This window comes from Luteibacter sp. 329MFSha, from assembly GCF_900111665.1.
Classification (GTDB): Bacteria; Pseudomonadota; Gammaproteobacteria; order Xanthomonadales; family Rhodanobacteraceae; genus Luteibacter.
Genome location: NZ_FOJE01000005.1, coordinates 69,334 through 92,223 on the forward strand (window position 1 = coordinate 69,334; position 22,890 = coordinate 92,223).

Annotated in this window: 27 protein-coding genes and 1 tRNA gene; 14 read left to right on the plus strand and 14 right to left on the minus strand. The window is 67.3% G+C overall.

Annotation, left to right across the window (positions count from 1 at the left end; genetic code table 11):
• The first annotated feature begins 24 nt into the window (after positions 1–24).
• The 4 genes from ilvD to ilvN all read left to right on the plus strand — a co-directional run bounded on the left by ilvD (position 25) and on the right by ilvN (position 5,317).
• Positions 25–1,755: a dihydroxy-acid dehydratase gene (ilvD, locus tag BMW54_RS17375; protein WP_090059059.1), complete on the plus strand. Its 1,731-nt coding sequence runs from the start codon at positions 25–27 to the stop codon at positions 1,753–1,755.
• Positions 1,756–1,827: 72 nt separating this feature from the next.
• A complete protein-coding gene (gene ilvC, locus BMW54_RS17380; protein WP_090058643.1) occupies positions 1,828–2,844 on the plus strand; it encodes a ketol-acid reductoisomerase in 1,017 nt (338 codons plus the stop codon).
• Between the two features lie 125 nt (positions 2,845–2,969).
• Positions 2,970–4,835, plus strand: a complete 1,866-nt coding sequence (gene ilvB / locus BMW54_RS17385; RefSeq protein WP_254779443.1) for a biosynthetic-type acetolactate synthase large subunit — start codon at positions 2,970–2,972, stop codon at positions 4,833–4,835.
• A gap of 2 nt (positions 4,836–4,837) precedes the next feature.
• Positions 4,838–5,317 carry an acetolactate synthase small subunit gene (gene ilvN, locus BMW54_RS17390; protein ID WP_090058646.1) on the plus strand — a complete coding sequence of 160 codons (480 nt, stop codon included), beginning with the start codon at positions 4,838–4,840 and terminating at the stop codon, positions 5,315–5,317.
• Positions 5,318–5,345: 28 nt separating this feature from the next.
• Here the strand turns inward: ilvN and BMW54_RS17395 are convergent, their stop codons facing one another.
• Positions 5,346–5,945 (minus strand): short chain dehydrogenase, encoded by a 600-nt coding sequence (locus BMW54_RS17395; RefSeq protein ID WP_090058648.1) that lies wholly within the window; start codon positions 5,943–5,945, stop codon positions 5,346–5,348.
• A gap of 162 nt (positions 5,946–6,107) precedes the next feature.
• On the opposite strand from BMW54_RS17395, the gene BMW54_RS18860 reads away from it, so the two are divergent.
• The gene (locus BMW54_RS18860; protein ID WP_175472915.1) at positions 6,108–6,266 is read left to right on the plus strand and encodes a hypothetical protein; all 159 of its coding nucleotides are present in this window, start codon (positions 6,108–6,110) and stop codon (positions 6,264–6,266) included.
• A 165-nt stretch (positions 6,267–6,431) separates the two neighbouring features.
• Here the strand turns inward: BMW54_RS18860 and BMW54_RS17400 are convergent, their stop codons facing one another.
• From BMW54_RS17400 to queD, 11 genes are all read right to left on the minus strand, one after another.
• Positions 6,432–6,857, minus strand: a complete 426-nt coding sequence (locus tag BMW54_RS17400; RefSeq protein ID WP_090058650.1) for a F0F1 ATP synthase subunit epsilon — start codon at positions 6,855–6,857, stop codon at positions 6,432–6,434.
• 42 nt (positions 6,858–6,899) lie between these two features.
• Complete coding sequence (gene atpD / locus BMW54_RS17405) at positions 6,900–8,312, minus strand: F0F1 ATP synthase subunit beta (protein ID WP_090058652.1); 1,413 nt, start codon at positions 8,310–8,312, stop codon at positions 6,900–6,902.
• A gap of 73 nt (positions 8,313–8,385) precedes the next feature.
• Complete coding sequence (atpG, locus tag BMW54_RS17410) at positions 8,386–9,294, minus strand: F0F1 ATP synthase subunit gamma (protein ID WP_090058655.1); 909 nt, start codon at positions 9,292–9,294, stop codon at positions 8,386–8,388.
• A 62-nt stretch (positions 9,295–9,356) separates the two neighbouring features.
• Positions 9,357–10,907: a F0F1 ATP synthase subunit alpha gene (atpA, locus tag BMW54_RS17415; RefSeq protein WP_090058657.1), complete on the minus strand. Its 1,551-nt coding sequence runs from the start codon at positions 10,905–10,907 to the stop codon at positions 9,357–9,359.
• Positions 10,908–10,965: 58 nt separating this feature from the next.
• Positions 10,966–11,499, minus strand: coding sequence for a F0F1 ATP synthase subunit delta (locus BMW54_RS17420; RefSeq protein WP_090058660.1), 534 nt, complete (start codon positions 11,497–11,499; stop codon positions 10,966–10,968).
• A gap of 2 nt (positions 11,500–11,501) precedes the next feature.
• Complete coding sequence (locus tag BMW54_RS17425) at positions 11,502–11,972, minus strand: F0F1 ATP synthase subunit B (RefSeq protein ID WP_089975624.1); 471 nt, start codon at positions 11,970–11,972, stop codon at positions 11,502–11,504.
• 82 nt (positions 11,973–12,054) lie between these two features.
• Positions 12,055–12,342: a F0F1 ATP synthase subunit C gene (gene atpE, locus BMW54_RS17430; protein WP_089975626.1), complete on the minus strand. Its 288-nt coding sequence runs from the start codon at positions 12,340–12,342 to the stop codon at positions 12,055–12,057.
• A 79-nt stretch (positions 12,343–12,421) separates the two neighbouring features.
• Complete coding sequence (gene atpB / locus BMW54_RS17435; protein ID WP_090058661.1) at positions 12,422–13,261, minus strand: F0F1 ATP synthase subunit A; 840 nt, start codon at positions 13,259–13,261, stop codon at positions 12,422–12,424.
• 2 nt (positions 13,262–13,263) lie between these two features.
• On the minus strand, positions 13,264–13,593 hold the full coding sequence (locus BMW54_RS19075; RefSeq protein WP_254779445.1) for an ATP synthase subunit I: 330 nt from the start codon (positions 13,591–13,593) through the stop codon (positions 13,264–13,266).
• Positions 13,594–13,798: 205 nt separating this feature from the next.
• Positions 13,799–14,125, minus strand: coding sequence for a phasin family protein (locus BMW54_RS19080; protein WP_139206138.1), 327 nt, complete (start codon positions 14,123–14,125; stop codon positions 13,799–13,801).
• 179 nt (positions 14,126–14,304) lie between these two features.
• The gene (queD, locus tag BMW54_RS17445; protein WP_090058666.1) at positions 14,305–14,658 is read right to left on the minus strand and encodes a 6-carboxytetrahydropterin synthase QueD; all 354 of its coding nucleotides are present in this window, start codon (positions 14,656–14,658) and stop codon (positions 14,305–14,307) included.
• 208 nt (positions 14,659–14,866) lie between these two features.
• Between queD and BMW54_RS19140 the strand changes: the two genes are divergently transcribed.
• On the plus strand, positions 14,867–15,466 hold the full coding sequence (locus BMW54_RS19140; protein WP_090058669.1) for a LuxR family transcriptional regulator: 600 nt from the start codon (positions 14,867–14,869) through the stop codon (positions 15,464–15,466).
• A gap of 55 nt (positions 15,467–15,521) precedes the next feature.
• Here BMW54_RS19140 and BMW54_RS17455 read toward each other — a convergent pair.
• Positions 15,522–15,598, minus strand: a tRNA-Met gene (locus BMW54_RS17455).
• A gap of 170 nt (positions 15,599–15,768) precedes the next feature.
• Here BMW54_RS17455 and BMW54_RS17460 point away from each other — a divergent pair.
• The 8 genes from BMW54_RS17460 to BMW54_RS17495 all read left to right on the plus strand — a co-directional run bounded on the left by BMW54_RS17460 (position 15,769) and on the right by BMW54_RS17495 (position 20,825).
• Positions 15,769–16,314, plus strand: a complete 546-nt coding sequence (locus BMW54_RS17460) for an RNA pyrophosphohydrolase (protein ID WP_090058672.1) — start codon at positions 15,769–15,771, stop codon at positions 16,312–16,314.
• Between the two features lie 57 nt (positions 16,315–16,371).
• Entirely contained in the window at positions 16,372–16,575 is a 204-nt protein-coding gene (locus BMW54_RS17465; RefSeq protein WP_089975646.1) for a (2Fe-2S)-binding protein, read from the plus strand.
• A gap of 103 nt (positions 16,576–16,678) precedes the next feature.
• The gene (gene bfr / locus BMW54_RS17470) at positions 16,679–17,161 is read left to right on the plus strand and encodes a bacterioferritin (RefSeq protein ID WP_090058674.1); all 483 of its coding nucleotides are present in this window, start codon (positions 16,679–16,681) and stop codon (positions 17,159–17,161) included.
• 116 nt (positions 17,162–17,277) lie between these two features.
• A complete protein-coding gene (locus BMW54_RS17475) occupies positions 17,278–18,021 on the plus strand; it encodes a DUF6776 family protein (protein ID WP_090058678.1) in 744 nt (247 codons plus the stop codon).
• The gene (locus tag BMW54_RS17480) at positions 18,008–18,442 is read left to right on the plus strand and encodes a bactofilin family protein (protein ID WP_090058681.1); all 435 of its coding nucleotides are present in this window, start codon (positions 18,008–18,010) and stop codon (positions 18,440–18,442) included. Before BMW54_RS17475 ends, BMW54_RS17480 begins: the two co-directional genes overlap by 14 nt.
• A gap of 31 nt (positions 18,443–18,473) precedes the next feature.
• Entirely contained in the window at positions 18,474–18,857 is a 384-nt protein-coding gene (gene erpA / locus BMW54_RS17485) for an iron-sulfur cluster insertion protein ErpA (RefSeq protein ID WP_090059064.1), read from the plus strand.
• 13 nt (positions 18,858–18,870) lie between these two features.
• On the plus strand, positions 18,871–19,839 hold the full coding sequence (gene nudC / locus BMW54_RS17490; RefSeq protein ID WP_254779447.1) for an NAD(+) diphosphatase: 969 nt from the start codon (positions 18,871–18,873) through the stop codon (positions 19,837–19,839).
• A gap of 119 nt (positions 19,840–19,958) precedes the next feature.
• Positions 19,959–20,825: a beta-lactamase induction protein gene (locus BMW54_RS17495; protein WP_090058684.1), complete on the plus strand. Its 867-nt coding sequence runs from the start codon at positions 19,959–19,961 to the stop codon at positions 20,823–20,825.
• A gap of 142 nt (positions 20,826–20,967) precedes the next feature.
• On the opposite strand, the gene BMW54_RS17500 is transcribed toward BMW54_RS17495, so the two are convergent.
• Positions 20,968–22,842 (minus strand): MFS transporter, encoded by a 1,875-nt coding sequence (locus tag BMW54_RS17500; RefSeq protein WP_090058686.1) that lies wholly within the window; start codon positions 22,840–22,842, stop codon positions 20,968–20,970.
• Positions 22,843–22,890 lie beyond the last annotated feature (48 nt).

The following is a 22,890-nucleotide window of genomic DNA, read 5'->3' on the forward strand; positions in this document are numbered from 1 at the left end:
ACGAAGAAGATCCCGATCCGCACGCTGCGCAGCGATGCGATCAAGACCGGCCCGGACCGCGCCCCGGCGCGCGCGATGCTGCGCGCCACGGGCCTCGACGACGAGGCCATCGCGCGGCCGATGGTCGCGATCGTGCACAGCTGGTCGAACGTGTCGCCGTGCAACCTCAACCTGCGCGACCTCGCCGCCGCGGCGGCCGACGGCGTGCGCGCGGCGGGCGGCACGCCCGTGGAGTTCAACACGATCGCCGTCACGGACGGCATCGCGATGGGGACCACCGGCATGCGTTCGTCGCTGGTCAGCCGCGAGATCATCACCGATTCCATCGAACTGGCGGTCGACGGCCACTGCCTCGACGCCATGGTCGTCCTGTGCGGCTGCGACAAGACGATTCCCGCGGCCGCGATGGCGCTGGCCCGCCTGAACATCCCCGGCGTCGCGCTGTACGGCGGCAGCATCGATCACGGCAGCCGCAACGGCTGCCCGATCACGGTGCAGGAGGTGTTCGAGGCGGTAGGCGCGCATGGCGCCGGCAAGATCGACGACGCGGAACTGGAAGACGTCGAGCGTCACGCCTGCCCGGGCGCGGGCGCGTGCGGCGGACAGTTCACGGCGAACACGATGGCGATGGTGCTGACCACGCTGGGCCTGTCCCCGGTGGGTCTCAACGACATCCCGGCGACGCACGCGGCCAAGCGCGACGCGGCCTTCCGGTGCGGCGAACTGGCGATGCAGTGCCTCGAAGCCAACCGCCGGCCGCGCGACGTGATGACCCGCCAGGCGTTCGACAACGCGGCGCGCATGGTCGCCGCGACCGCGGGTTCGACCAACGCGGTGCTGCACCTGCTGGCGATGGCCAACGAGGCGCGCGTGCCGCTGTCGATCGAGGATTTCGAACCCGCGTCGGCGCATACGCCCGTGATCGCCGACCTGAAGCCCGGCGGCCGCTACAGCGCCGTCGAACTGACGGCGGCGGGTGGCACCGCCGTGGTCGCCAACGAACTGCGCAAGGCCGGCATGATCGTCGATACCCCGACGGTCACGGGGCGCACGCTGTTCGCCGAACTCGACGCGGCGCCGCCGGCGACCGACGGCCAGCAGGTCGTGCGCAGCGTCGATGACGCGTTCAAGCCACGCGGCGGCTACAGCATCCTCTACGGCAACCTGTCGCCGGAGGGCTGCATCCTGAAGCTCGCCGGTCACGGCCGCACGAGTCACGCCGGGCCCGCGCGCGTGTTCGAAAGCGAGGAAGAGGCGTTCGCCGCCGTGCAGGCGGGACGCATCCGCGCCGGCGACGTGATGGTGATCCGCAACGAAGGTCCGGCCGGTGGCCCAGGCATGCGCGAGATGCTCGCCGTGACCGCCGCGCTCGTCGGCCGCGGCCTCGGCAACGACGTGGCGCTGATCACGGATGGCCGCTTCAGCGGTGCGACGCACGGCTTCATGGTCGGCCACATCGCGCCGGAGGCGGCGCGCGGCGGTCCGATCGGCCTGCTGCGCGAAGGCGACGCGATCTTCATCGATGCCTCGACGCGCGAGCTGCGCACCGACGCGGATCTCGCCTCCCGCCGCGCCTCGTGGCGACCGTCGGCACCGAAGGTGACGCGCGGCGTGCTCGCGAAGTACGCGCGCCTCGTGGGCTCGGCCGCCGAAGGTGCCGTGACCCAGGCCTTCGACGACGCGCCCGTCGCCAGCACGCGCGTGCGTCGCGAGATCGAAGACGAGGACTTTACGCAGGAACTGATCGGCAACTAGCCAGGGCTCCCATAGCCAGCGCGAACCGATGTCGCGCCGCCCCAACCCATTCGATTTTCCGAGGAGATACCCATGACCGACAAGCAAGCCACCACCGCCCCGTTGCAGAACGCCCGTATCGCCGTGCTCGGCTACGGCAGCCAGGGTCGCGCGCATGCGCTCAACCTGAAGGACTCCGGTCTCGACGTCGTGGTCGGCCTGCGCCCGGGCGGTCCGTCCTGGAACCGTGCTTACGTCGACGGCTTCGAAGTGGCCGAGCCGTCGGAGGCCGTGCGCGGCGCCGACCTGGTCGCCGTGCTCACGCCGGACATGACGCAGCCGGGCATCTACAAGGACGCCATCGAGGCCAACATGAAGCCCGGCGCGACGCTGCTGTTCGCGCACGGGTTCAACGTGCACTTCGGCCAGATCCAGCCGCGTGAGGACATCGACGTCGTGCTCGTCGCGCCGAAGGGTCCCGGCGCATTGGTGCGTCGCGAGTACGAGATCGGCCGCGGCGTGCCCTGTCTGTACGCCGTGCATCAGGACGCCACCGGCAACGCCACCGATCGTGCCACCGCCTACGCGGCGGGCATCGGCGGCGCGCGCGCCATGCTCATCGAAACCGATTTCAAGGAAGAGACCGAAACCGATCTCTTCGGCGAACAGGCGGTGCTCTGCGGCGGCGCGACCGAGCTGGTCATCAAGGGCTTCGAGACGCTCACCGAGGCGGGCTACCGGCCGGAAATCGCCTATTACGAAGTCATGCACGAACTGAAGCTGATCGTGGACCTGTTCTACGAAGGCGGCATCGCGCGCATGCTCGAGTTCATCTCCGAGACCGCGCAGTACGGCGATTACACGCGCGGCCCGCGCGTCATCGACGACAGCACGAAGGAAAAGATGAAGGCGGTGCTGAAGGACATCCAGGACGGCACGTTCGCCCGCGAATGGACGGCGGAATACAAGGCCGGCCTGCCGAACTACAAGGCGCTCAAGCAGAAGGACCTCGATCACCCGATCGAGAAGGTCGGTGCCCAGCTCCGCGCCCGCATGCCGTGGCTCGCGGCGAACCAGCCGAAGCCCGTCGAGCCTGCGAAGGCGGGTTGATGGTTCCGCCACGACGGTAGCAAACCGAGGTGGGAAGCGCGCTCGCGAGCAAGCGGGCTTCCCACCGACCCAGTGCCACCCAGCGATCGTTACGACGCCAAGCGCTTCAAAGGACCAAGCACACCGTGAACGCCCAACCGGACACCGTCGGCGACATTCGCCGCCCACCTTCGAACCATCCCCTGGCCGGCACCACCCTGACCGGCGCGGACATCGTCGTGCAGGTACTTGCCGACGAAGGCCTCGATGTCCTTTTCGGCTACTCCGGCGGCGCCATCCTTCCCGTGTACGACGCCGTCTTCCGCTTCAACGCCGATCATCCGCGCGAGGACGGTAGCGACCCGATGCCGCTGATCGTTCCCGCCAACGAACAGGGCGCGTGTTTCATGGCCGCGGGTTACGCGCGCGCTTCCGGCCGCGTCGGCGTCGCGCTGGTCACTTCCGGGCCGGGTGCCACCAACGCGGTGACGCCGGTCCGCGATTCCATGGCCGACTCGATCCCGATGGTGGTGATCAGCGGCCAGGTGCCGACGGGCTCCATCGGAACCGACGCGTTCCAGGAGGCACCGATCAGCACGATCATGGGCTCGTGCGCGAAGCACGTGTTCCTCGTCACCGACGCATCCACGCTCGAAGCGACGCTGCGCACCGCCTTCCACATCGCGCGCAGCGGCCGGCCCGGACCGGTCGTCGTCGACATTCCCAAGGACGTGCAGAACGCCACGCTCGTGTTCGACGGCAGCCGCGAACTGCCCGTACGCGGGTATCGGTCGCGCCTGCGCGCCGTCGAGTCGGCGAGTATCGACGACGCCGAATGCGCCCGTTTCTTCGCCGCGCTCGACCGTGCCGAGCGGCCCCTCATCTATGCCGGTGGCGGCATCGTCTCCGCCGGTGCGGCCGACGCGCTGCGCGACTTCGCCCATGCGTTCGGCATACCCGTCGTCACCACCCTGATGGGCATCGGCGGCTTCGACACCACCGATCCGCTGTCCCTCGACATGCTGGGCATGCACGGTGCCGCTTACGCGAACTACGCGATGGACGATTGCGACTTCGTGTTCGCGCTCGGCGCACGCTTCGATGATCGCGTCGTCGGTGTGCCCGACAAGTTCGCGCCCCGCGCGCGCACGATCGCGCAGATCGACATCGATCCCGCCGAAATCGGCAAGGTGAAGTCGGTCGACTGGCACCACGTCGGCACGCTCGACGTCGCGCTCGCGCGACTGACCTCGTACGGCGAGCGCCATGGCTTCCGCCCCGATTACGCGGCGTGGCACGCACATGTGGCCGCGCTGAAGACGAGCCATCCCATGAACTTCTGTCGCGACAGCGATGCGATCCAGCCCTGCGCGATCATCGAAGCGATCAATCGCATCACCGACGGACGCGCGATCATCAGCACGGGCGTGGGCCAGCATCAGATGTGGGCGGCGCAGTATTTTGATTTTCGCGAACCCAGGCATTGGCTCACGTCCGGTTCCATGGGGACGATGGGCTTCGGTCTGCCGGCGGCGATCGGCGCCCAGTTCGCGCGTCGCGACCGCGTCGTGATCGACATCGACGGCGACGCGAGCATCCGCATGAACATCGGCGAGCTGGAAACCGTCACCACGTACAACCTGCCGGTGAAGGTGGTCGTGCTCAACAACAGCGGCGACGGCATGGTGCGGCAGTGGCAGAAGCTGTTCTTCAAGGGCCGCTTCTCCGCTTCCGACAAGAGCCTGCACAAGAAGGATTTCGTTCGCGCCGCGCAGGCCGATGGCTTCGAGTGGGCGCGGCGCCTCGACGATCCGGCCGCGATCGACGACACCATCGCCGACTTCCTCGCGTTCGAGGGGCCCGCGTTCCTCGAGGTGGTGATCGATCCCGATGCAGGGGTCTACCCGATGGTGGGCCCGGGCGCGACCTATGCCGAGATGATCACCGGCGACTGGATTCCGAGCCGTTCGGCACCGATCGCTTCGTCCACCGAACCGACAGGGATGTTCTGATCATGCGCCATCTCGTTTCCATGTTGCTGCAGAACGAAGCCGGCGCCCTCGCACGCGTCGCCGGTCTCTTCGCGTCGCGTGGGTACAACATCGAATCGCTCACGGTGGGCGCCACGCAGGACGCCGACGCGTCGCGCCTGACGCTCGTCGTGTACGGCGACGACGGCGTCATCGAGCAGATCGTTAAGCAGTCCGCGAAGCTCGTCGACGTGATCGAGATCGCCGAGCTCACGCGTCGCGAGCACGTCGAACGCGAGTTGCTCGTGGCGCGCGTGGATGCCGAAGACGACACGATCGACGCGCTGGTGGCGCGCTTCGGTGCGCGCCTGCTTCAGCGGCATGGATCGCAGTCGGTGCTGGAGTACACCGGTCGCGCCGAGGACATCGACACCTTCCTCGACGCGCTTCGACGCGCGGGCGAGATCGTCGACCATGCACGCAGCGGCATCGCGGCGATCGAGCGGCCGCTGGCGATCGCGTGAGGGCGAAGAAGAAGCGCCTTCCGCCGACTTACCAGACGCGGAACACCTGCCCCGTCTGGCGCCCTTCGACGGACTTCGACATCGCCATGGCAGCGCGGCCGGCCGGAACGGGCTCGAAGCCGCGGAAAAACGGGCCGTAGCTCTCCATCGACTCGGTCAGCACGGTCGGGCTGACCGCGTTGATGCGAATGCCGCGCGGAAGTTCGATGGCGGCGGCGCGCACGAACGCCTCGATCGCGCCGTTGACCATGCTCGCGCAGGTGCCCGCCACGATGGGCTGGTCGCTGAGGACGCCGCTGATCAGGGTGAACGATCCACCGTCGCGGACATGCGCCGTGCCGGCCTGGACGAGACGCACCTGTCCGAGGAGCTTGTCCTGCAGGCCCTCGATGTATTTCGCTTCGGTGAAGTCGGCGAGAGGCAGGAACGGCACGCTGCCAGCCGCGCAGACGACAGCGTCGATCTCGCCGGCCTGGCGGTACATCGCGGTGACGCTGGCCGCGTCCCGGATGTCGGCGTGGATGTCGCCGCTGGAACGTCCCACGCGGACGATCTCGTGACGTCCGCCGAGTTCGGCGATGACGGCCTGGCCCAGCGTGCCGCTGGCGCCGATAACGAGGATTTTCATGGCTGTCGCTCTTTCGGAATCCGGCTCGCACGATAGCGCGAGCGATCCGCGACGTCTCGCCTCCGCGCCGTCGCTTGCACCCTGGCTTTACGGGCCCTAGCCGGGGGATTCACCTCGGGGTGCCTACGTTGGGGCCCTTCCCCGACCGTGGAGTGGACACCCATGCCCTACACACCGACCAATCCCCAGCCCCCGTTCGCCGAACCCGGCAAGAATCGCCCCGAGGACGAGATCCGCCAGCCGGGCAGCTATCGCCCCGAGCGCGACGCGGACCCGGAGCCGCCGCAGAACGACGATCCGATCGAGCCGCTGGAGCCCTGACCCGGCCGCTTGTTGGAGCGGACCTGGCCGCGACGGGTTTTCGCGGGGCCCGGCAGATCATTGGGTCAAGAGCCTTGAGATCCTGTGGCGCCTCGCGAAGAGCTGTCGCGGCCAGGTCCGCTCCCACAGGGCCAAAAAAAACCCCGCCGGAGCGGGGTTTTTCTTTTAGTGCTTGAGCGTCTTGCGCATGCGTTCGAGTGCCTGGAGCTGGGCGAGGGCTTCGGCCAGTTTGGCCTGCGCCTCCGCGACGTCCAGTTGCTCGCCGCGATTCGCCAGGGCGGCCTCGGCTTCTTCCTTCGCCTTCAGGGCGGCGGCCTCGTCGAGATCCGCGGCGCGCGCGGCCGTGTCGGCGAGGATCGTCACGACCTGCGGCTGCACCTCGAGGATGCCGCCGGAGACATAGAACTGCTGGCGTTCGCCGTTGGTGGCGACCACGTCCACGTGACCCGGCTTGAGGCGGGTGATCAGCGGAGCGTGACGCGGCGCGATGCCCAGCTCGCCAAGCTCACCGGTGGCGACCACGAGCGTGGCTTCGCCGGAGAAGATCTCGGCTTCGGCGCTGACGATGTCGACGCGGATGGTATGGGTCATGGGCTGGTCTTCCGTTGGTCGGGGGATGGGAGAAGAAGGCGCTTACGCGGCCTTCTTCGCACCCATCTCCTCGCCCTTCTTGATGGCTTCGTCGATGCCGCCGACCATGTAGAAGGCCTGCTCCGGCAGGTAGTCCACGTCGCCGTCCACGATCATCTTGAAGCCGCGGATGGTTTCCTTCAGCGGGACGTACTTGCCCGGCGAACCCGTGAACACTTCGGCTACGTGGAACGGCTGCGAGAAGAAGCGCTCGATCTTGCGCGCGCGCGACACGGCTTCCTTGTCTTCCTGCGACAGCTCGTCCATGCCCAGGATCGCGATGATGTCCTTGAGCTCCTTGTAGCGCTGCAGCGTGACCTGCACGCGGCGCGCGGTGTCGTAGTGCTCCTGGCCGATCACGCCCGGGTCGAGCTGGCGGCTGGTGGAATCCAGCGGGTCCACGGCCGGGTAGATGCCCAGCGACGCGATGTTACGGCTCAGGGTGACGGTCGCATCGAGATGCGCGAAGGTCGTCGCCGGCGACGGGTCGGTCAGATCGTCCGCGGGAACGTAGACGGCCTGGATCGACGTGATCGAACCGGTCTTCGTCGACGTGATGCGCTCCTGGAGCACGCCCATTTCCTCGGCGAGCGTCGGCTGGTAACCCACGGCCGACGGCATGCGGCCGAGCAGCGCGGACACTTCCGTACCGGCCAGCGTGTAGCGGTAGATGTTGTCGACGAACAGCAGGACGTCCTTACCCTTGCCCGACTCGTCCTTCTCGTCGCGGAAGTACTCGGCCATCGTCAGGCCGGTCAGCGCCACGCGCAGACGGTTGCCCGGCGGCTCGTTCATCTGACCGTAGACCATCGCGACCTTGTCGAGAACGTTGGAGTCCTTCATCTCGTGGTAGAAGTCGTTGCCCTCGCGGGTACGCTCGCCCACGCCGGCGAACACGGACAGACCCGAGTGCGCCTTCGCGATGTTGTTGATGAGCTCCATCATGTTGACGGTCTTGCCCACGCCGGCGCCGCCGAACAGGCCGACCTTGCCGCCCTTGGCGAACGGGCACATCAGGTCGATGACCTTGATGCCGGTTTCCAGCAGCTCGCTCGCGGCGGCCTGGTCGTCGTACGACGGGGCTTCGCGGTGGATGACCCACTTTTCCTGCTCGCCGATCGGACCGGCTTCGTCGATCGGGTTGCCGAGCACGTCCATGATGCGGCCGAGCGTGGCCTTGCCGACCGGCACGGCGATGCCTTCGCCGGTGTTGCGGGCGATCAGGTTGCGGCGCAGGCCGTCGGTGGAACCGAGCGCGATGGTGCGCACGACGCCGTCGCCGAGCTGCTGCTGCACTTCGAGGGTGATCTCGGTGCCGTCGACCTTCAGTGCGTCGTAGACCTGCGGTACCTGGTCGCGCGGGAATTCGACGTCGACGACCGCGCCGATGATCTGAACAACTTTACCCTGGCTCATGGATGTGCTCCGGATGAATCTTCTTTAGGTTTTCTGTAGCGGCGCCGCTCTCGCGTCGCCTTCGCTTGTTCGATTAGACCGCCGCGGCGCCGCCGACGATCTCCGAGATTTCCTGCGTGATCGCCGCCTGGCGCGCCTTGTTGTAGACCAGCGTCAGTTCGCCGATCACCTTCGTGGCGTTGTCCGACGCGGCCTTCATGGCGACCATGCGCGCGGCGTGTTCGCTGGCGAGGTTCTCGAGCGCGGCCTGGTACACCACCGATTCGATGTAACGCGTCATCAGGTGCTCGAGCACCGTGCGCGCATCGGGTTCGTAGATGTAGTCCCAGTCGTGCGTCTGTTCGACCTTGACGCCTTCCGACTCCGCGCCGCCGGCGTTCTCGAGCTCGTTGGCGACCAGCGACAGCGGCAGCAGCGCTTCGATGCGCGGCTTCTGCACGATGGTGTTCACGAAGTCGTTGTAGGCCAGGAAGACGCGGTCGAGCTTGTTGTCGGTGTACGCGTCGAGCACGACCTTGATGACGCCGATGAGGTCTTCGACCTTCGGCTTCTCACCCAGGTGCGTCGCCGTGCCGATCAGGTTCACGCCCTTGATGCGGCGGAAGAACTGCACGGCCTTCTGGCCCACGGCCACGACGTCGATCTGCGCGCCCTTGCCCTGCCATTCGCGGATCGAGGTCAGCGTGCGGCGGAACAGGTTCGAGTTCAGGCCGCCCGCGAGGCCGCGGTCGGTCGACACGACGATGAAGCCGACGCGCGCCACGTTCTCGCGCTCGGTGAGGAACGGATGGGTGAAGTCCGTGCTGGCCTGCGCGACGTGCGCGATGACCTTGCGCATCAGGCGCGCGTAGGGACGCGAGGCCTTCATCAGGTCCTGTGCCTTGCGGATCTTCGACGCAGAGACCATTTCGAGCGCGCGCGTCACCTTGCGCATGTTCTGCGTGCTCTTGATCTTGGTTTTGATTTCGCGGCCGCTTGCCATGGCTTACTCGTCTGTAAAGGGTGACGCAGCGGGGCGGACGAGCCGCCCCGCGTGGGTATCGCTTACCAGCTACCGGTCTTCTTGAACTCGTCGGCGGCGGCCTTGAAGGTCGCCTCGATGTCCTTGTCCCAGTCGCCGGTCTGGTCGATCTTCGTCATCAGGTCGCCGTGGTTCTGGCGCATGAAGGCGTGCAGGCCCTTCTCGAACGGCAGCACCTTGTTGACCGGCAGGTCGTCGAGGTAGCCCTTCTCGGCCGCGTAGACCGACACGCCGAGCTCGGCGATCGACAGCGGCGAGTACTGCGGCTGCTTCATCAGTTCCGTGACGCGCTGGCCGCGGTCGAGCTGCGCGCGCGTGGCGGCGTCGAGGTCCGAGGCGAACTGCGCGAACGCGGCGAGCTCACGGTACTGCGCGAGCGCGAGCTTCACACCGCCGGAGAGCTTCTTGATGATCTTGGTCTGGGCGGCACCACCGACGCGCGACACCGAGATACCGGCGTTGACGGGCGGACGGATACCGGCGTTGAACAGATCGGTCTCGAGGAAGATCTGGCCGTCGGTGATCGAGATCACGTTGGTCGGAACGAACGCCGAGACGTCGCCCGCCTGCGTTTCGATGATCGGCAGCGCGGTGAGCGAGCCGGTCTTGCCCTTCACTTCGCCGTTGGTCATCTTCTCGACGTACTCGGCGCTGACGCGCGAGGCGCGCTCGAGCAGGCGCGAGTGCAGGTAGAAGACGTCGCCGGGGTACGCCTCGCGGCCCGGGGGACGCTTCAGCAGCAGCGAGATCTGGCGGTAGGCGACGGCCTGCTTGGAGAGGTCGTCGTACACGATCAGGGCGTCTTCGCCGCGGTCGCGGAAGTACTCGCCCATCGCGCAGCCGGAATACGGCGCGACGTACTGGAGGGCGGCGGCTTCGGACGCGGAAGCGACGACGACGATCGTGTTGGCGAGCGCGCCGTTCTCTTCCAGCTTGCGCACGACGTTGGCGATCGAGCTGCGCTTCTGGCCGATCGCGACGTAGATGCACTTAATGCCGGAATCTTTCTGGTTGATGATCGCGTCGATCGCGACGGCGGTCTTGCCCGTCTGGCGGTCGCCGATGATCAGCTCGCGCTGGCCGCGGCCGATCGGGATCATCGAGTCGATGGACTTGTAGCCCGTCTGCATCGGCTGGTCGACCGACTGGCGCCAGATCACGCCCGGCGCGACCTTCTCGACCGGGCTGGTGCCCACGGCGTCGATCGGGCCCTTGCCGTCGATCGGGTTGCCCAGCGCGTCGACGACGCGGCCGAGCAGGCCCGGGCCGACCGGCACTTCGAGGATGCGGCCGGTGGTCTTGGCGGCATCGCCTTCGCGCAGGTGCTGGTACTCACCGAGCACCACGGCGCCGACCGAGTCGCGCTCGAGGTTCAGCGCTAGGGCGTAGGTGTCGTTCGGCAGTTCGATCATTTCGCCCTGCATCACGTCGGCCAGGCCGTGGATGCGCACGATGCCGTCGGACACGCTGATGATCGTGCCTTCGTTGCGTGCCTCGGCGCCGAGCTTGAACTGCTCGATGCGGGTCTTGATCAGCTCGCTGATCTCGGACGGATTCAGAGTGGTGCTGGACATGGTCGGTTCCTTGGGTTGCGCCGCTCTCACGGCACCCGGTGGTATGAGAAGCTCGTAATCAGTGCGTCAGCGCGCTGGCCAGCCGTTGCAGGCGGCCGCGCGCCGAACCGTCGATCACCTGCTCGCCCGTGTCGATGACGACACCGCCGAGCAACGCCGGATCGACGTGCGTATCCAGTTCGATCTCGCGCTTGAAGCGACGCTTCAGCGACGCGCGCAGCAGTTCCGCCTGCGCCGTGTCGAGATCCAGTGCGCTCGTGACCTTGACCTTCAGGGTCGACTCGGACTCCAGCTTGTACTGGTCGTAGAGCGCGGCGATTTCGGGCAACAGGTGCATGCGGCCGTTTTCCGCCAGTTCCTCGAGGAAGCGTGCGAACGGCGCATCGGCAGCCATGCCCTGCGGGAGGTGGATCGCGACGAGCTGCGTCGGCAGCACGCGCGGATCGTTGCCGAGGCCGGCGACCCGGGGGTCGACCGCGACCGCGGCGGAGAAATTCAGCGCCGCCGACCAGTCGGCGAGCGCACCGGACGCGTGTGCCACCTCGAAGGCGGCACGCGCGTACGGACGGGCGAGGGTGAGCGCCTGGGCCATGATCAGATCTCGGCAGCGAGCTGGTCGAGAAGCGCCTTGTGGGCCGCCGGATCGATTTCGCGCTGGACGATCTTCTCGGCACCCTTCACGGCGAGCGCACCGACCTGCTCACGGAGCTGTTCGCGCGCACGCTGGGCCATCGAGGCGATCTCGTCCTGGGCCGAAGCCTTCAGGCGGTTGATCTCGTCGATCGCTTCGGCGCGGGCCTTCTCGATGATCTGGTTGGCCTGCGCCTGGGCGCGATCGATGATCTCGGTCGACTGCTGGCGGGCCTGCTTGATCTCGATGGCGACCTTGGCGTCGGCATCCTTGAGTTCGGCGCGCGCGCGCTCGGCGGCGGCCAGACCCTCGGCCACCTTTTTCTGGCGCTCTTCGATGGCACCGTTGAGCTGGGGCCAGATGAACTTGGTGGTGAACCAGACCAGGATCGCAAAAGAGATCATCTGGCCCAGGAAGGTCATGTTGATTTCCATGATCTCTCCGAAAGACTCCGAACGCTTGGGTACTGACGATCGCCGTGACCGGTGCGGTCACGGCGACAAGACGAACGGCTGCTTAGCCGCCGACGGCGGCGCGCACGACACCGACCAGCGGGTTCGAGAACGCGAACAGCAGGGCGACGGCGAGACCGATGATGAACGCCGCGTCGATCAGGCCGGCGAGCAGGAACATGCGGCCCTGGAGGAGCGGGACCAGTTCCGGCTGGCGAGCGGCCGACTCGAGGAACTTCGAGCCCATGACGGCGATACCGAGACAGGCGCCGAGCGCGCCGAGACCGATGATCACGCCGATGGCGATGGCGGTCATGCCCTGGACGTGGGCGAGAAGCGAGGCGAGTTCCATGGTGTTCTCCTGGGATAAACGAATAGCGAAAGGATGGAAACGAAAAGGGTGGAGCTGAAAGGTTTAGCGTCGCGGTGAGTTAGTGATGTTCCCGCGCCGTGGCGATGTAGACGATCGTCAGCATCATGAAGATGAACGCCTGGAGGGCGATGATCAGGATGTGGAAGATCGCCCACGCCGTGTTGAACACGACGCCAGGCACGAAGCTGATCCAGCTCACCATCAGACCGGCAATCAGCATGAACACCAGTTCGCCGCCGTACATGTTGCCGAAGAGTCGCATCGCCAGCGACACGGGCTTCGACAGGGTTTCGACGACGTTGAGAAGGAAGTTCGGGATCACCAGGATGAGCTTGGCGATCGGGTTGGACGCGTGGAACGGCGCGGTGAGGAGCTCCTTGCCGAAGCCGAAACCGCCCTTCGCCTTGATGCCGTGGCCGATGACGATGAACAGCACCGCGACCGAGAGGCCCACGGTGGTGTTGATGTCGGCGGTGGGGACCATGCGGAAGTAGGTATGGTGCGCGACTTCGTCACCCGCGAACACGTGCACGAGCCAGCCGGCGAGATCGACCGGCAGGAGGTCCATCGCATTCATGAGGAACACCCACATGAAGATCGACAGCGCCAGCGGCGTGACCGTGCGACGGTCGCCGTGGAAGGTGTCCTTCACCTGCGTGTCGACGAACTCGATCGCGAGCTCGACGAGGGCCTGGCCCTTCGACGGCACGCCGGACGTCGCCTTGCGCGCGTAGAGCCAGAACCACAGGCAGAACGCCGCGCCGAGGACGAACGAGATGATGATCGAGTCCGCACGGAGGTTCCAGAACCAGAAATGATCGGCGCTGAAATTCACCGTCATGTGGTTCAGGTGGTGCTGGATGTATTCGGTCAGACCGCCCTGCGGTTCGCTCGCCATGCTCAACCCTTGAATCTGAATGCAAATACGTTGACCGCGTAGCCGGCCACCAGTCCCACCAGAGCGGGCAAGGGTGGCAGCTTCCACTGAACCAGAATGAGCGCCAGTCCACCGATGAGGACGATCCAGCGAAGGATCATCCCCACCAGGAACCTCGTGAACGTCGCCCCCGCCCCGCCCAGTGCGCTGAACGCTCGCGCGGCAAGCAGCGCGGTAGCGATGGCGACGATCAGGGCACCCCCGAAGGCGGCCAGCGCGGCTGGTCGACCCTGCAGGGAAAAAGCGAGTCCCGCTACGACGGCCACCACCAGCTGCGCGATGACGATGCGCAAGGCGAGGTGACGACCGGCGGCAAGACTGTTAAGCAACGCGAGGCTCCCGTGGTTTCGCTCGAAGGCGGCACCTGCTGGTTCAACGGGCCACGGTTTAATCTGGAAAAGTATACCAGCCGCGTAAACGGCGGGACAAGCTACGAAAGCCCATAACCACCCGCCGGCGCGACCTTGTGTCGCGTCGTTCGCGAGGGGACGCGGTCGGTCAGGCCCTGGCGGGCGGACCGACCAGTGCGCCGAGCGACGTCGCCGTCGACACGGCCACGTCGAGGATGTCGCCGGCGACCGACGCGTTGCGCTGGACGCCTTCGCGCTGCAGCTCGCCGCCGCGTGCCAGCACGGCGCGCAGCGCCTCCGCGTCCGGGGCCACCATCGCATCGGCGATCAGGCCCGTCGCGGCGCGCGCGTGGCCCTCCATCGCCTGGAGCTGGAGGTCGGCGACGCGCTCCATGCCGCGCCAGGCGAGCGCCTGCGCAGCCGCGGCCTGTTCGACGAAGCGTGCAAAATCGGGGTAACCGTTTACATGGGACATCGGGACGACCGTCGGGGAACGGGGAGGTGCCGGAGTGTAGACCCGTCTGCGGCGACGCAGCAACCGCGAAACCTTGCGACCGGCCCGGCTTCGGTGGGAGCGCGCTTGCGCGCGAACGGGTGCTTGCCGCGAGCACCTATTCGCGCGCGAGCGCGCTCCCACCAAAGCTGCGCCGGGCCTCAGGGAGCGTATTCGGCGCCCGACGTGCAGGTCTCATGGACCACGACCTTGGCCAGGCCGGGCACGTCCGGACGCAGCCTGTCGAAGATCCAGCGGGCGAGGTTCTCGCTCGTGGGGTTCTCGAGGCCCTCGATGTCGTTGAGGTAGTGATGGTCGAGCCGGTCGTAGAGCGGCTGGAACCGCGCCTTGAGGTCGCCGAAATCCATGACCCAGCCGAGGACGGGATCGGTCGGCCCCTCGACGTGCAGCTCGACCCGGAACGAATGTCCGTGCAGTCGCGAGCACTTGTGCCCTTCCGGCACGTTCGGCAGGCGGTGGGCCGCCTCGATGTTGAAGGTCTTGAAGATGCGCATGGGGAGGCGGATTCGCGGGGATCGCCCATTGTAACGGACGCGGTCAAGCGTTTCCGGCGAAAGTGGTATTCACGACGCGGTTCGCATTTTGGGGCATCCGGTCCCGTGAAACATGGACTTTTCATGACGAAGCGGTTGCAGTGGTAACCAGTCGGCGATGCGGAAGGGGTGTCGCCGGCCCACCTGCGCATGCCTCCAGGAGGCCTCGATGTGTCTCGGTCGTGATTCGCTCGACGGTCCGCACGTGTGCGGACTGGCTGAAGAAGTGTTCGCCGCGATCCCCCTGCCCTGCGTCGTCTGGCCTCGGGACGGGCGTCGGGCCGTGCTGGTCAACCCCGCGTTCCAGCGCGAGTTCGGCACGTCGCGCGGCCGGGCGGGCCCCGCGTGGCTGGCCTCGCATCTCGCGCCCACCGACGAGGCCGACGAGTTCCTGTTCCGCGATCGCCATGCGGCGCCCCGCCGGTACCGGGTGACGAGGCAGGTGATCGACGTTCCTCCCACGGCGTTCGACGCCGTGTTCCTGATGCCCCTGCCCGACGCGTCGCGCGTCGCCGACGAGCCGGCCGCCGCGCCGGTCGCGTGCCTCCCGCCGGGCGTGACACTCACCCGCCGCGAGTCGCAGGTGCTGGACGGCATCATGTGCGGCAAGCTCAACAAGGTCATCGCCGGGGAGCTGCACATCAGCCCGAAGACCGTGGAGCTGCACCGGGCCAACCTGATGGCGAAGCTCCGCGTGCACAACGCGGTGGAACTTGCGCGGGCGGTGCTCGACATGCCGCCGAGGATGGACGAGCCGGCCACGGCATAGCACCGCCGGGACCTGCCCAAGAAAAAGGCCGCCCGGAGGCGGCCTTTCTTTTTTCTGGTGGCTAGAGGCGGGCTCGAACCGCCGACCTCAGCATTATGAGTGCCGCGCTCTGACCAGCTGAGCTACCTAGCCGTGGAACCTGGTCGTTCGCAGGCGGACCCGCGAAGGCCGGGCAGTTTAATCGGCCCGGGGCTCCCGTTCAAGTAGCGCCTTGCCCGCGCTTGGAGCGCTGTGGTTGAATCGAAGCAACGGCGGGGCCGGCCACGAGGCCGGAGGCGCCGGAAACGGTCCGCGGAGGGCGAATGATCGACGCAGATGGCTATCGACCGAATGTGGGGATCGTGCTCCTTAATGGAGACGGCCGCCTGTTCTGGGCGCGCCGCGTCAATCGCGACGGCTGGCAGTTTCCCCAGGGCGGCATGCGCAGCGACGAGACGCCGCTGGAGGCGATGTACCGCGAGCTGGAGGAAGAAACCGGCCTGCTGGCCCAGCACGTCGAGGTGCTCGCCGAGACCCGCGGCTGGCTGCGCTACCGCTTGCCCAGCCGGTTCGTCCGCCACCACCAGCGCCCGACCTGCATCGGGCAGAAGCAGGTGTGGTTCCTTCTCCGCCTGAAGTGCGGCGAGGACGCCTTCCGCCTCGACGCCTGCGAGAAACCCGAGTTCGACCTCTGGCGCTGGGTGGATTTCTGGTACCCGGCCAACCACGTGGTCAACTTCAAGCGCCAGGTCTACGAGCGGGCCCTGCGCCAGTTCGCCCCCACCGTGGAGACGGTCTGCAGCGTCGAGGTGGGCCGTTGCCCGCAGCAGGCCGAGGCCGAACGACAGGCGCGCGAAGCCGGGATCTGAACCCGTTCAGTTTTCCGCAGTTGACAATCGTTCGCATTCGCGTTCGAATCTGCAGCCATGTACATCTGCATGTGCAACGCCGTCACCGACCACGCCATCCGCCGCGCCGCGGCCGAGGGCGTCGAGACCTTCGCCGAACTCCAGGCCCGCACGGGCTGCTCGGACTGCTGCGGCGCCTGCGAGCCGGAAGCCCGGCAGTGCCTGCGCGACGCCGTGTCGGACGTCCGCTCCACGCTGACCTTCCTGCCCTCGCCAGCCTGACGCGCCCGCGTCCCGTCGCGGACGCGAAACATCTTCATTCTCGTTTCGTCACGGCGATTCGCCCCGCCGTATAGTCGTGCCCTGCACACCAGGGAGATCCCTCATGAAGGGCGACGCGAAGGTCATCGAATACCTCAACAAGGTCCTCTACAACGAGCTGGCCGCGATCAACCAGTACTTCCTGCATTACAGGATGTTCAAGGACTGGGGCTACAACGAACTCGCCAAGCACGAGTACGAGGAGTCGATCGAGGAGATGAAGCACGCGGACAAGCTCATCGAGCGGATCCTCTTCCTCGACGGCCTGCCGAACCTCCAGCACCTGGGCAAGCTGCGCATCGGCGAGAACGTCGTCGAAGCGCTGCAGGGCGACCTCGACCTCGAGATGATCGCCACCAAGGACCTGCGCGAGGCGATCGCCTACAGCGAAGGCATCCACGATTTCGTGAGCCGCGATCTCTTCAAGTTCATCCTCGGCCAGGAGGAAGAGCACATCGACTGGCTGGAAACCCAGTTCAGCCTGATCTCCGACATCGGGCCCGAGCGCTACATGCTCAGCAAGGTCGGATCGCTCGACAAGTCCTGATCCGAAGAAGGCCGCCGCGAGGCGGCCTTCTTCGTTGTGGGGACCGGTTCCTTGACCATTCCGGAGCGCGGGGGCTATACCATCGCCGCCTTCACGCTTTCACCACGGAATTCCGCATGGCTCCACGCCATCCGCCACGGTTCGTCGTGCGCTCGCTCGACGACGCCGTCCGCGAGCGCCGCCGCCGGCTCGTCATCGCCGCCGCCTGGCTCCTGAGCCTGCTGGTGGTGGGCGCGGGCGTGTGGCTGGCCGCCTCGCGCGTTCCCTCGCCCGGCGGCGCGCGCGTCTCCGTCAGGCAGGTGCAGGCCGACAACGAGGACCTGCGCCAGCAGGTCGCGAACCTGCAGCGCTCCGCGCAGGTGGCCGACGTCGCCGCGAAAGAACTCAAGCGGAACCTGGCCGAGCGCGACGAGGAGATCAGCGGCCTGCGCACCGATCTCGCGTTCTATTCGCGCCTGGTGGGCGGCGGCGCGCAGCGCGACGGCCTGAAGATCCAGGGGGCCCGCACCAGCCCCGTCAACGGCGCGGCCAACGCCTGGAACGTGGTGGTCACGCTGACCCAGAACGCCCGCCGCGGCGAGGTGGTGAAGGGCACGCTCCGGATCGCGGTCGAAGGCATCCAGGGGAACGCGGTGACGACGCTCGAGGGCGCGGCGCTGGGCCAGGGCGATTCCTCCGACGGGCTCCCGTTCTCCTTCAAGTATTTTCAGCAGGTCCAGGGCAGCTTCACGTTGCCGGCAGGGTTTCGCCCTACCCGGCTGCGGCTGACCGCCGACGTGACCGGCGACCCGGCGGTCACCGGCACCCTGTCCTGGAGCGACACCCAGCGCAACGACGAGGCCACGAATGTTCAGCAATAACCGGAAGAACCAGGGACCGGCCGTCGGCAGCGCCGCCGCCAGCCTGATCGCCCGTGGCGTCACGCTGCGTGGCGACATCCTGTTCAGCGGCGCCCTGCACCTCGACGGCATCGTCGAGGGCTCGATCCACGCCGACGCGGGCAGCGACGGCGTGCTCACGATCAGTGAGACCGGGCGGGTGATCGGCCGCATCGAGGTCCCCCATGCCGTGATCAATGGCGGCGTCACGGGCGACATCGACGTGTCCGAGCGGCTGGAGCTCGCGCCGCTCGCGCGGATCGACGGCGACGTGTGCTACCAGGTGCTCGAGATGGCCGCCGGCGCGCAGGTGAACGGGAAGATGGTCCACCGCGCCCCGCAGACGGTACGCCAGCTGGCCCAGGCCGCCATCGCGGCGGCTCCGGCGCTTACCGAGGCTTGACCTGACCGCGATCGGCGCCATTATGGTCGGCATGAACAACCCATTCCCCATGGCTCCGACACAGGCGCCGGATTACCGGTCCGGCGGGGCGCCGCTCATCTTCACGGAGGCCGCCGCCCGCAAGGTGCACGAGCTGATCGAGGAAGAGGGCAACCCCGGCCTCAAGCTGCGCGTGTACATCAGCGGCGGTGGCTGCTCGGGCTTCCAGTACGGCTTCACCTTCGACGAAGAACAGGCCGAAGACGATCTGGCGGTATCGCGCGAGGGCGTGACGCTCGTCGTGGATCCGCTGTCGCTGCAGTACCTGACGGGTGCGGAAATCGACTACGCCGAATCGTTCAGCGGCTCGCAGTTCGTCATTCGCAACCCCAACGCGAAGACCACCTGCGGCTGCGGTTCGTCGTTCAGCGCATGACCGGCGCCGCGGCGTGAGCGTCGGCCAGGAACGCGACAAGGCCGCGGCTTCGCGCGCGCGGGAGAACGTCTTCGCCGGCATCGACATCGACCGGATGTCCGAGCGGCGCGAGGATCGCCTGTGGATCGAGGAACTCGAGGCCGCCGGCGACACCCGCTTCCTCGTCCTGGACAGCGAGGGGAACGCCTTCGTGATGGCCCATGCCGAGGAGCCGCAATGGATGTCGCCGACGATGCGCTCCGAGCGCTTCGGCGACATCCCCGCGACGTTCCTCGGCCTCGCGAACGGTAGTGCGTGGTTCACGCTGGTGGTCGACGAGGCCCAGGCCTCGCTGTACATCTCCCTGTGCGGCGCGCGGCGCATGTCGCTGCGCGAGGCCGGACTGATCCTCCCCGCCTTCGAAGCCGGCCTCTTCGCCTACGCCAAGGGCATCACGCACTGGCAGCGGCAGATCCGGTTCTGCAGTCAGTGCGGCGCGCCCACGCTGGTCGTCGCCTCCGGGCATCGCGTGCAGTGCACGAATCCCGACGGCCCGCACATGCATTTCCCGCGTACCGACGCCGCGATCATCGTGATCGTCGAGCACGGCGACGCCTGCCTGCTCGGACGCCAGCGCGGCTGGCCCACCGGGCGCTATTCGACCCTCGCCGGATTCATCGAGCCGGGCGAGTCGCTGGAAGACGCCGTGCGCCGCGAGGTGCGCGAGGAATCGGGCGTGGAAGTCCTGCACGCCACCTACCACTCCTCGCAGCCCTGGCCGCTGCCCGCGTCGCTCATGGTGGGTTTCACGGCCACGGCGAAGTCGCGCGACATCCGCCTGCGCGACGAGGAACTCGAGGACGCGCGCTGGTTCACGGTCGACGACATCGTCCAGGGCATGCAGGCCGGCACGCTGGCCGTGCCGCCGCCGCTGTCGGTGTCCTACCGGCTCATCGAGCATTGGTTGGCGTTGCGTGGGGTGGATCTCGGGTCGCTCGTTTAGGGGGGCTTGCCGGCGCGCACGATTCGGACTGGGGCGAAGAGCTAATCGCGCCCAGGTGCGCTCCTACATCTCGTGCATCGCCTACAATCGGGCCAACGAACCGCGGATAGTCCTCGCCCATGGCCCTACGCCTTCTCGCCGTCCTGATCGCCCTCGTCATCGCCTGGAGCGTGCCGCAGCTGTCGCGCTGGCGCGACGACCGCTGGTTCCGTGGGCTCGTGAACCGGCTCGGCGATACCTCGGGTGCGGGGCGCGTCGCGATCGTCCTGCTCGTGCCGGTCGTCGCGTGCGCGATCATCGGCGGCGTCCTGCAGTCCCTGCCCTTCTTCGACCTCGCCTGGCTCGCCTTCGCGGTGCTGGTGCTCGTCTACGCCCTCGGTCCTCGCGAGATCGAGAACGACATCGACGCGATCCTGCGCGCACCCGACACGCTGCGTCGCGACGAAGCGGTCGCGGCATTGCGCCACGACGACGCGCCGCTCGGCTGGTTCGCGCCCGTGCTGGTGGAAGCGGCGTTCTACGGCGCGCTGCGTCGCCGTTTCGGCGTGCTGCTGTGGTTCTTCCTGCTCGGTCCCGCCGGTGCCCTAGGCTACCGGCTCGCGCAGGTGCTCGGCCGCGACGCCGCGCTCGCGCTGGACAGCGCGACGCGTGCCGCCGCACGCCGCGTGGCCGACGCGCTCGACTGGATTCCCGCGCACCTGATGGTGTTCGCGATGGCGCTGGTCTCCGACTTCGACGCCGTGATGGGCGCCTGGAAGACCTGGCACCGCACCTCCGGCAGCCCACGCACGCGACTGGAACCCGACTTCCTCGGCGCGGTGGCGCGCGCGGGCGTCGACGCAGATGTCGAGGCCGGCGACGGCTACGTGCAGGACGTCAGCGACCCGATCGCCGAACTGGAAGACGCCCGCCGCGTCATCCGCCGCGTGCTGGTCGTCTGGCTGGCCGTCGTCGCCGTGATCGTCCTGGCCGCCTGGTTCGCCTGAAAACCTTAAAACCTGAAACCAGAAACCAGAAGCCGCACTGTGGGAGCGGACCCGGCCGCGACAGCTTTTCGCCCCACCCTGCGAGCTGGCGCGTGACCTTCAGAACCACGGCGAAAAGCTGTCGCGGCCGGGTCCGCTCCCACTAGGCGCTTTCGCCGCGTAGCTGCGACACGCGCGCTTCCAGCGATGCCGCGCTCGCCTCGCCTGCCGGCACCGGTGTTCCTCCCACCAACTCGATCCGCGACCAGAAGCGGCGTGGCAGGCGCGCGCGGCGAAGCGCGCTGTCCCGGCGACTGAAGATGCTGCCCCACATGCCGCGCAGCGCCAGCGGCACGACGGGCACCGGACGGCGCGCGAGGATACGGTCCACGCCGGGGCGGAAGTTCTGGATGCTGCCGTCGCGCGTGATGCCGCCTTCCGGGAAGATGCACACCACTTCACCGTTGGCCAGCGCCTCGTCCACGAGTTCGAACGCGCGCTCCATCAGGGCGGGATCCTCGTTGCGCCCCGCGATCGGGATCGCCTTCGCCGTGCGGAAGACGAAGCGCAGCAGCGGAAGTTCGTAGATCTTGTAATACATGACGAAGCGCATCGGGCGACGCACGCTCGCCATCAGGATCAGCGGATCCATGAAACTCACGTGGTTGCACACCACGAGCGCCGCGCCTTCGTCGGGAACGTTGCGCAGCCCGTCCACGCGCACGCGGTAGAGCGTGTTGACCAGCACCCAGGTGATGAAGCGCATCAGGAATTCGGGCACGAGCGTGAAGATGTACACCGCGACCGCGACGTTCACGATGCCGGTGATCAGGAAGATCGTCGGCACGTCGATACCCATCGCCGTAAGGCCGATGCCGAAGCCCGATGCGAGGCAGATCAGCAGCGCGTTGACGATGTTGTTGCCGGCGATGATGCGCGAGAGCCGCTCCCGCGGTGCGCGGCTCTGCACGAACGCGAACAGCGGCACCACGTAGAAGCCCGCGAACGCGCCGATCATCGTCAGGTCGAGCATCACGCGCCACGCGCCCGGCGCGGCGGCGAACGCCGTCCAGCCGAGACCCGCGCCCGCCGCGACGCCAGGACGCGCGAAGAAGAGATCGACCGCGAACACCGTCAGGCCGAACGCGCCCATGGGCACGAGCCCGATCTCGACGCGCTTGCCCGACAGCTTCTCGCACAACAGCGAGCCGATGCCGGTGCCGAGCGAGAACAGCGTCAGCACGAGCGTGTTGACCGATCCGTCGCCACCCAGCGTGTGCCGTGTGTAATTCGGCAGCTGCGCGATCATCACGGTGCCGAAGAACCAGAACCACGAGATGCCGAGCACCGCGTTGAACACCGCGCGGTCCTCGTGCGTGATCTTCAGCACGCGCCACGTCTCGCTCAGCGGATTCCAGTTGAACCGCAGGTCGGGAGCCGTGGCGGGCGCGGACGGAATCGCGCGGCAGACCAGATAGCCCGCGCAGGCGACCGCGATGGTCGTCAGCGACGCGGCCAGCGTGCCGTACCCCGCGATCAGCATGAGCGAATTGCCCACGATCATGCCGATGAGCATCGCCAGCTGCGTGCCGGTTTCGACGAGCGCGTTGCCGCCGACGAGCTCGCCGCGCTCCAGCGCCTGCGGGAGGATCGAATACTTGATCGGCCCGAACACCGTGGAATGCACGCCCATCAGGAACAGCACGACGAGCAGCAGCGACACGTGGTGCGTGAAGAATCCGATCGCCGCGATCGCCATGGCGGCGATCTCGAAGAGCTTCACGTACCGGATGATCCGCGTCTTCTCGAACTTCTCGGCGAGCTGTCCGGCGGTGGCCGAGAACAGGAAATACGGAAGGATGAACAGGGCCGGCGCGAGGTTGGTGTAGAGCGATACCTGCGCGTCCGGCAGCGCCATCTGGAACGCCACGAGCATGACCATCGCATTGCGGAACGCGTTGTCGTTGAACGCCCCGAGCGCCTGCGTCCAGAAAAACGGGGCGAAACGCCGCTTGGTCAGCAGGGAAAACTGGGACATGGGCCGTTCCGTCGATGAAGTCGACGGAAGTGTAATGGAGCCCATGTC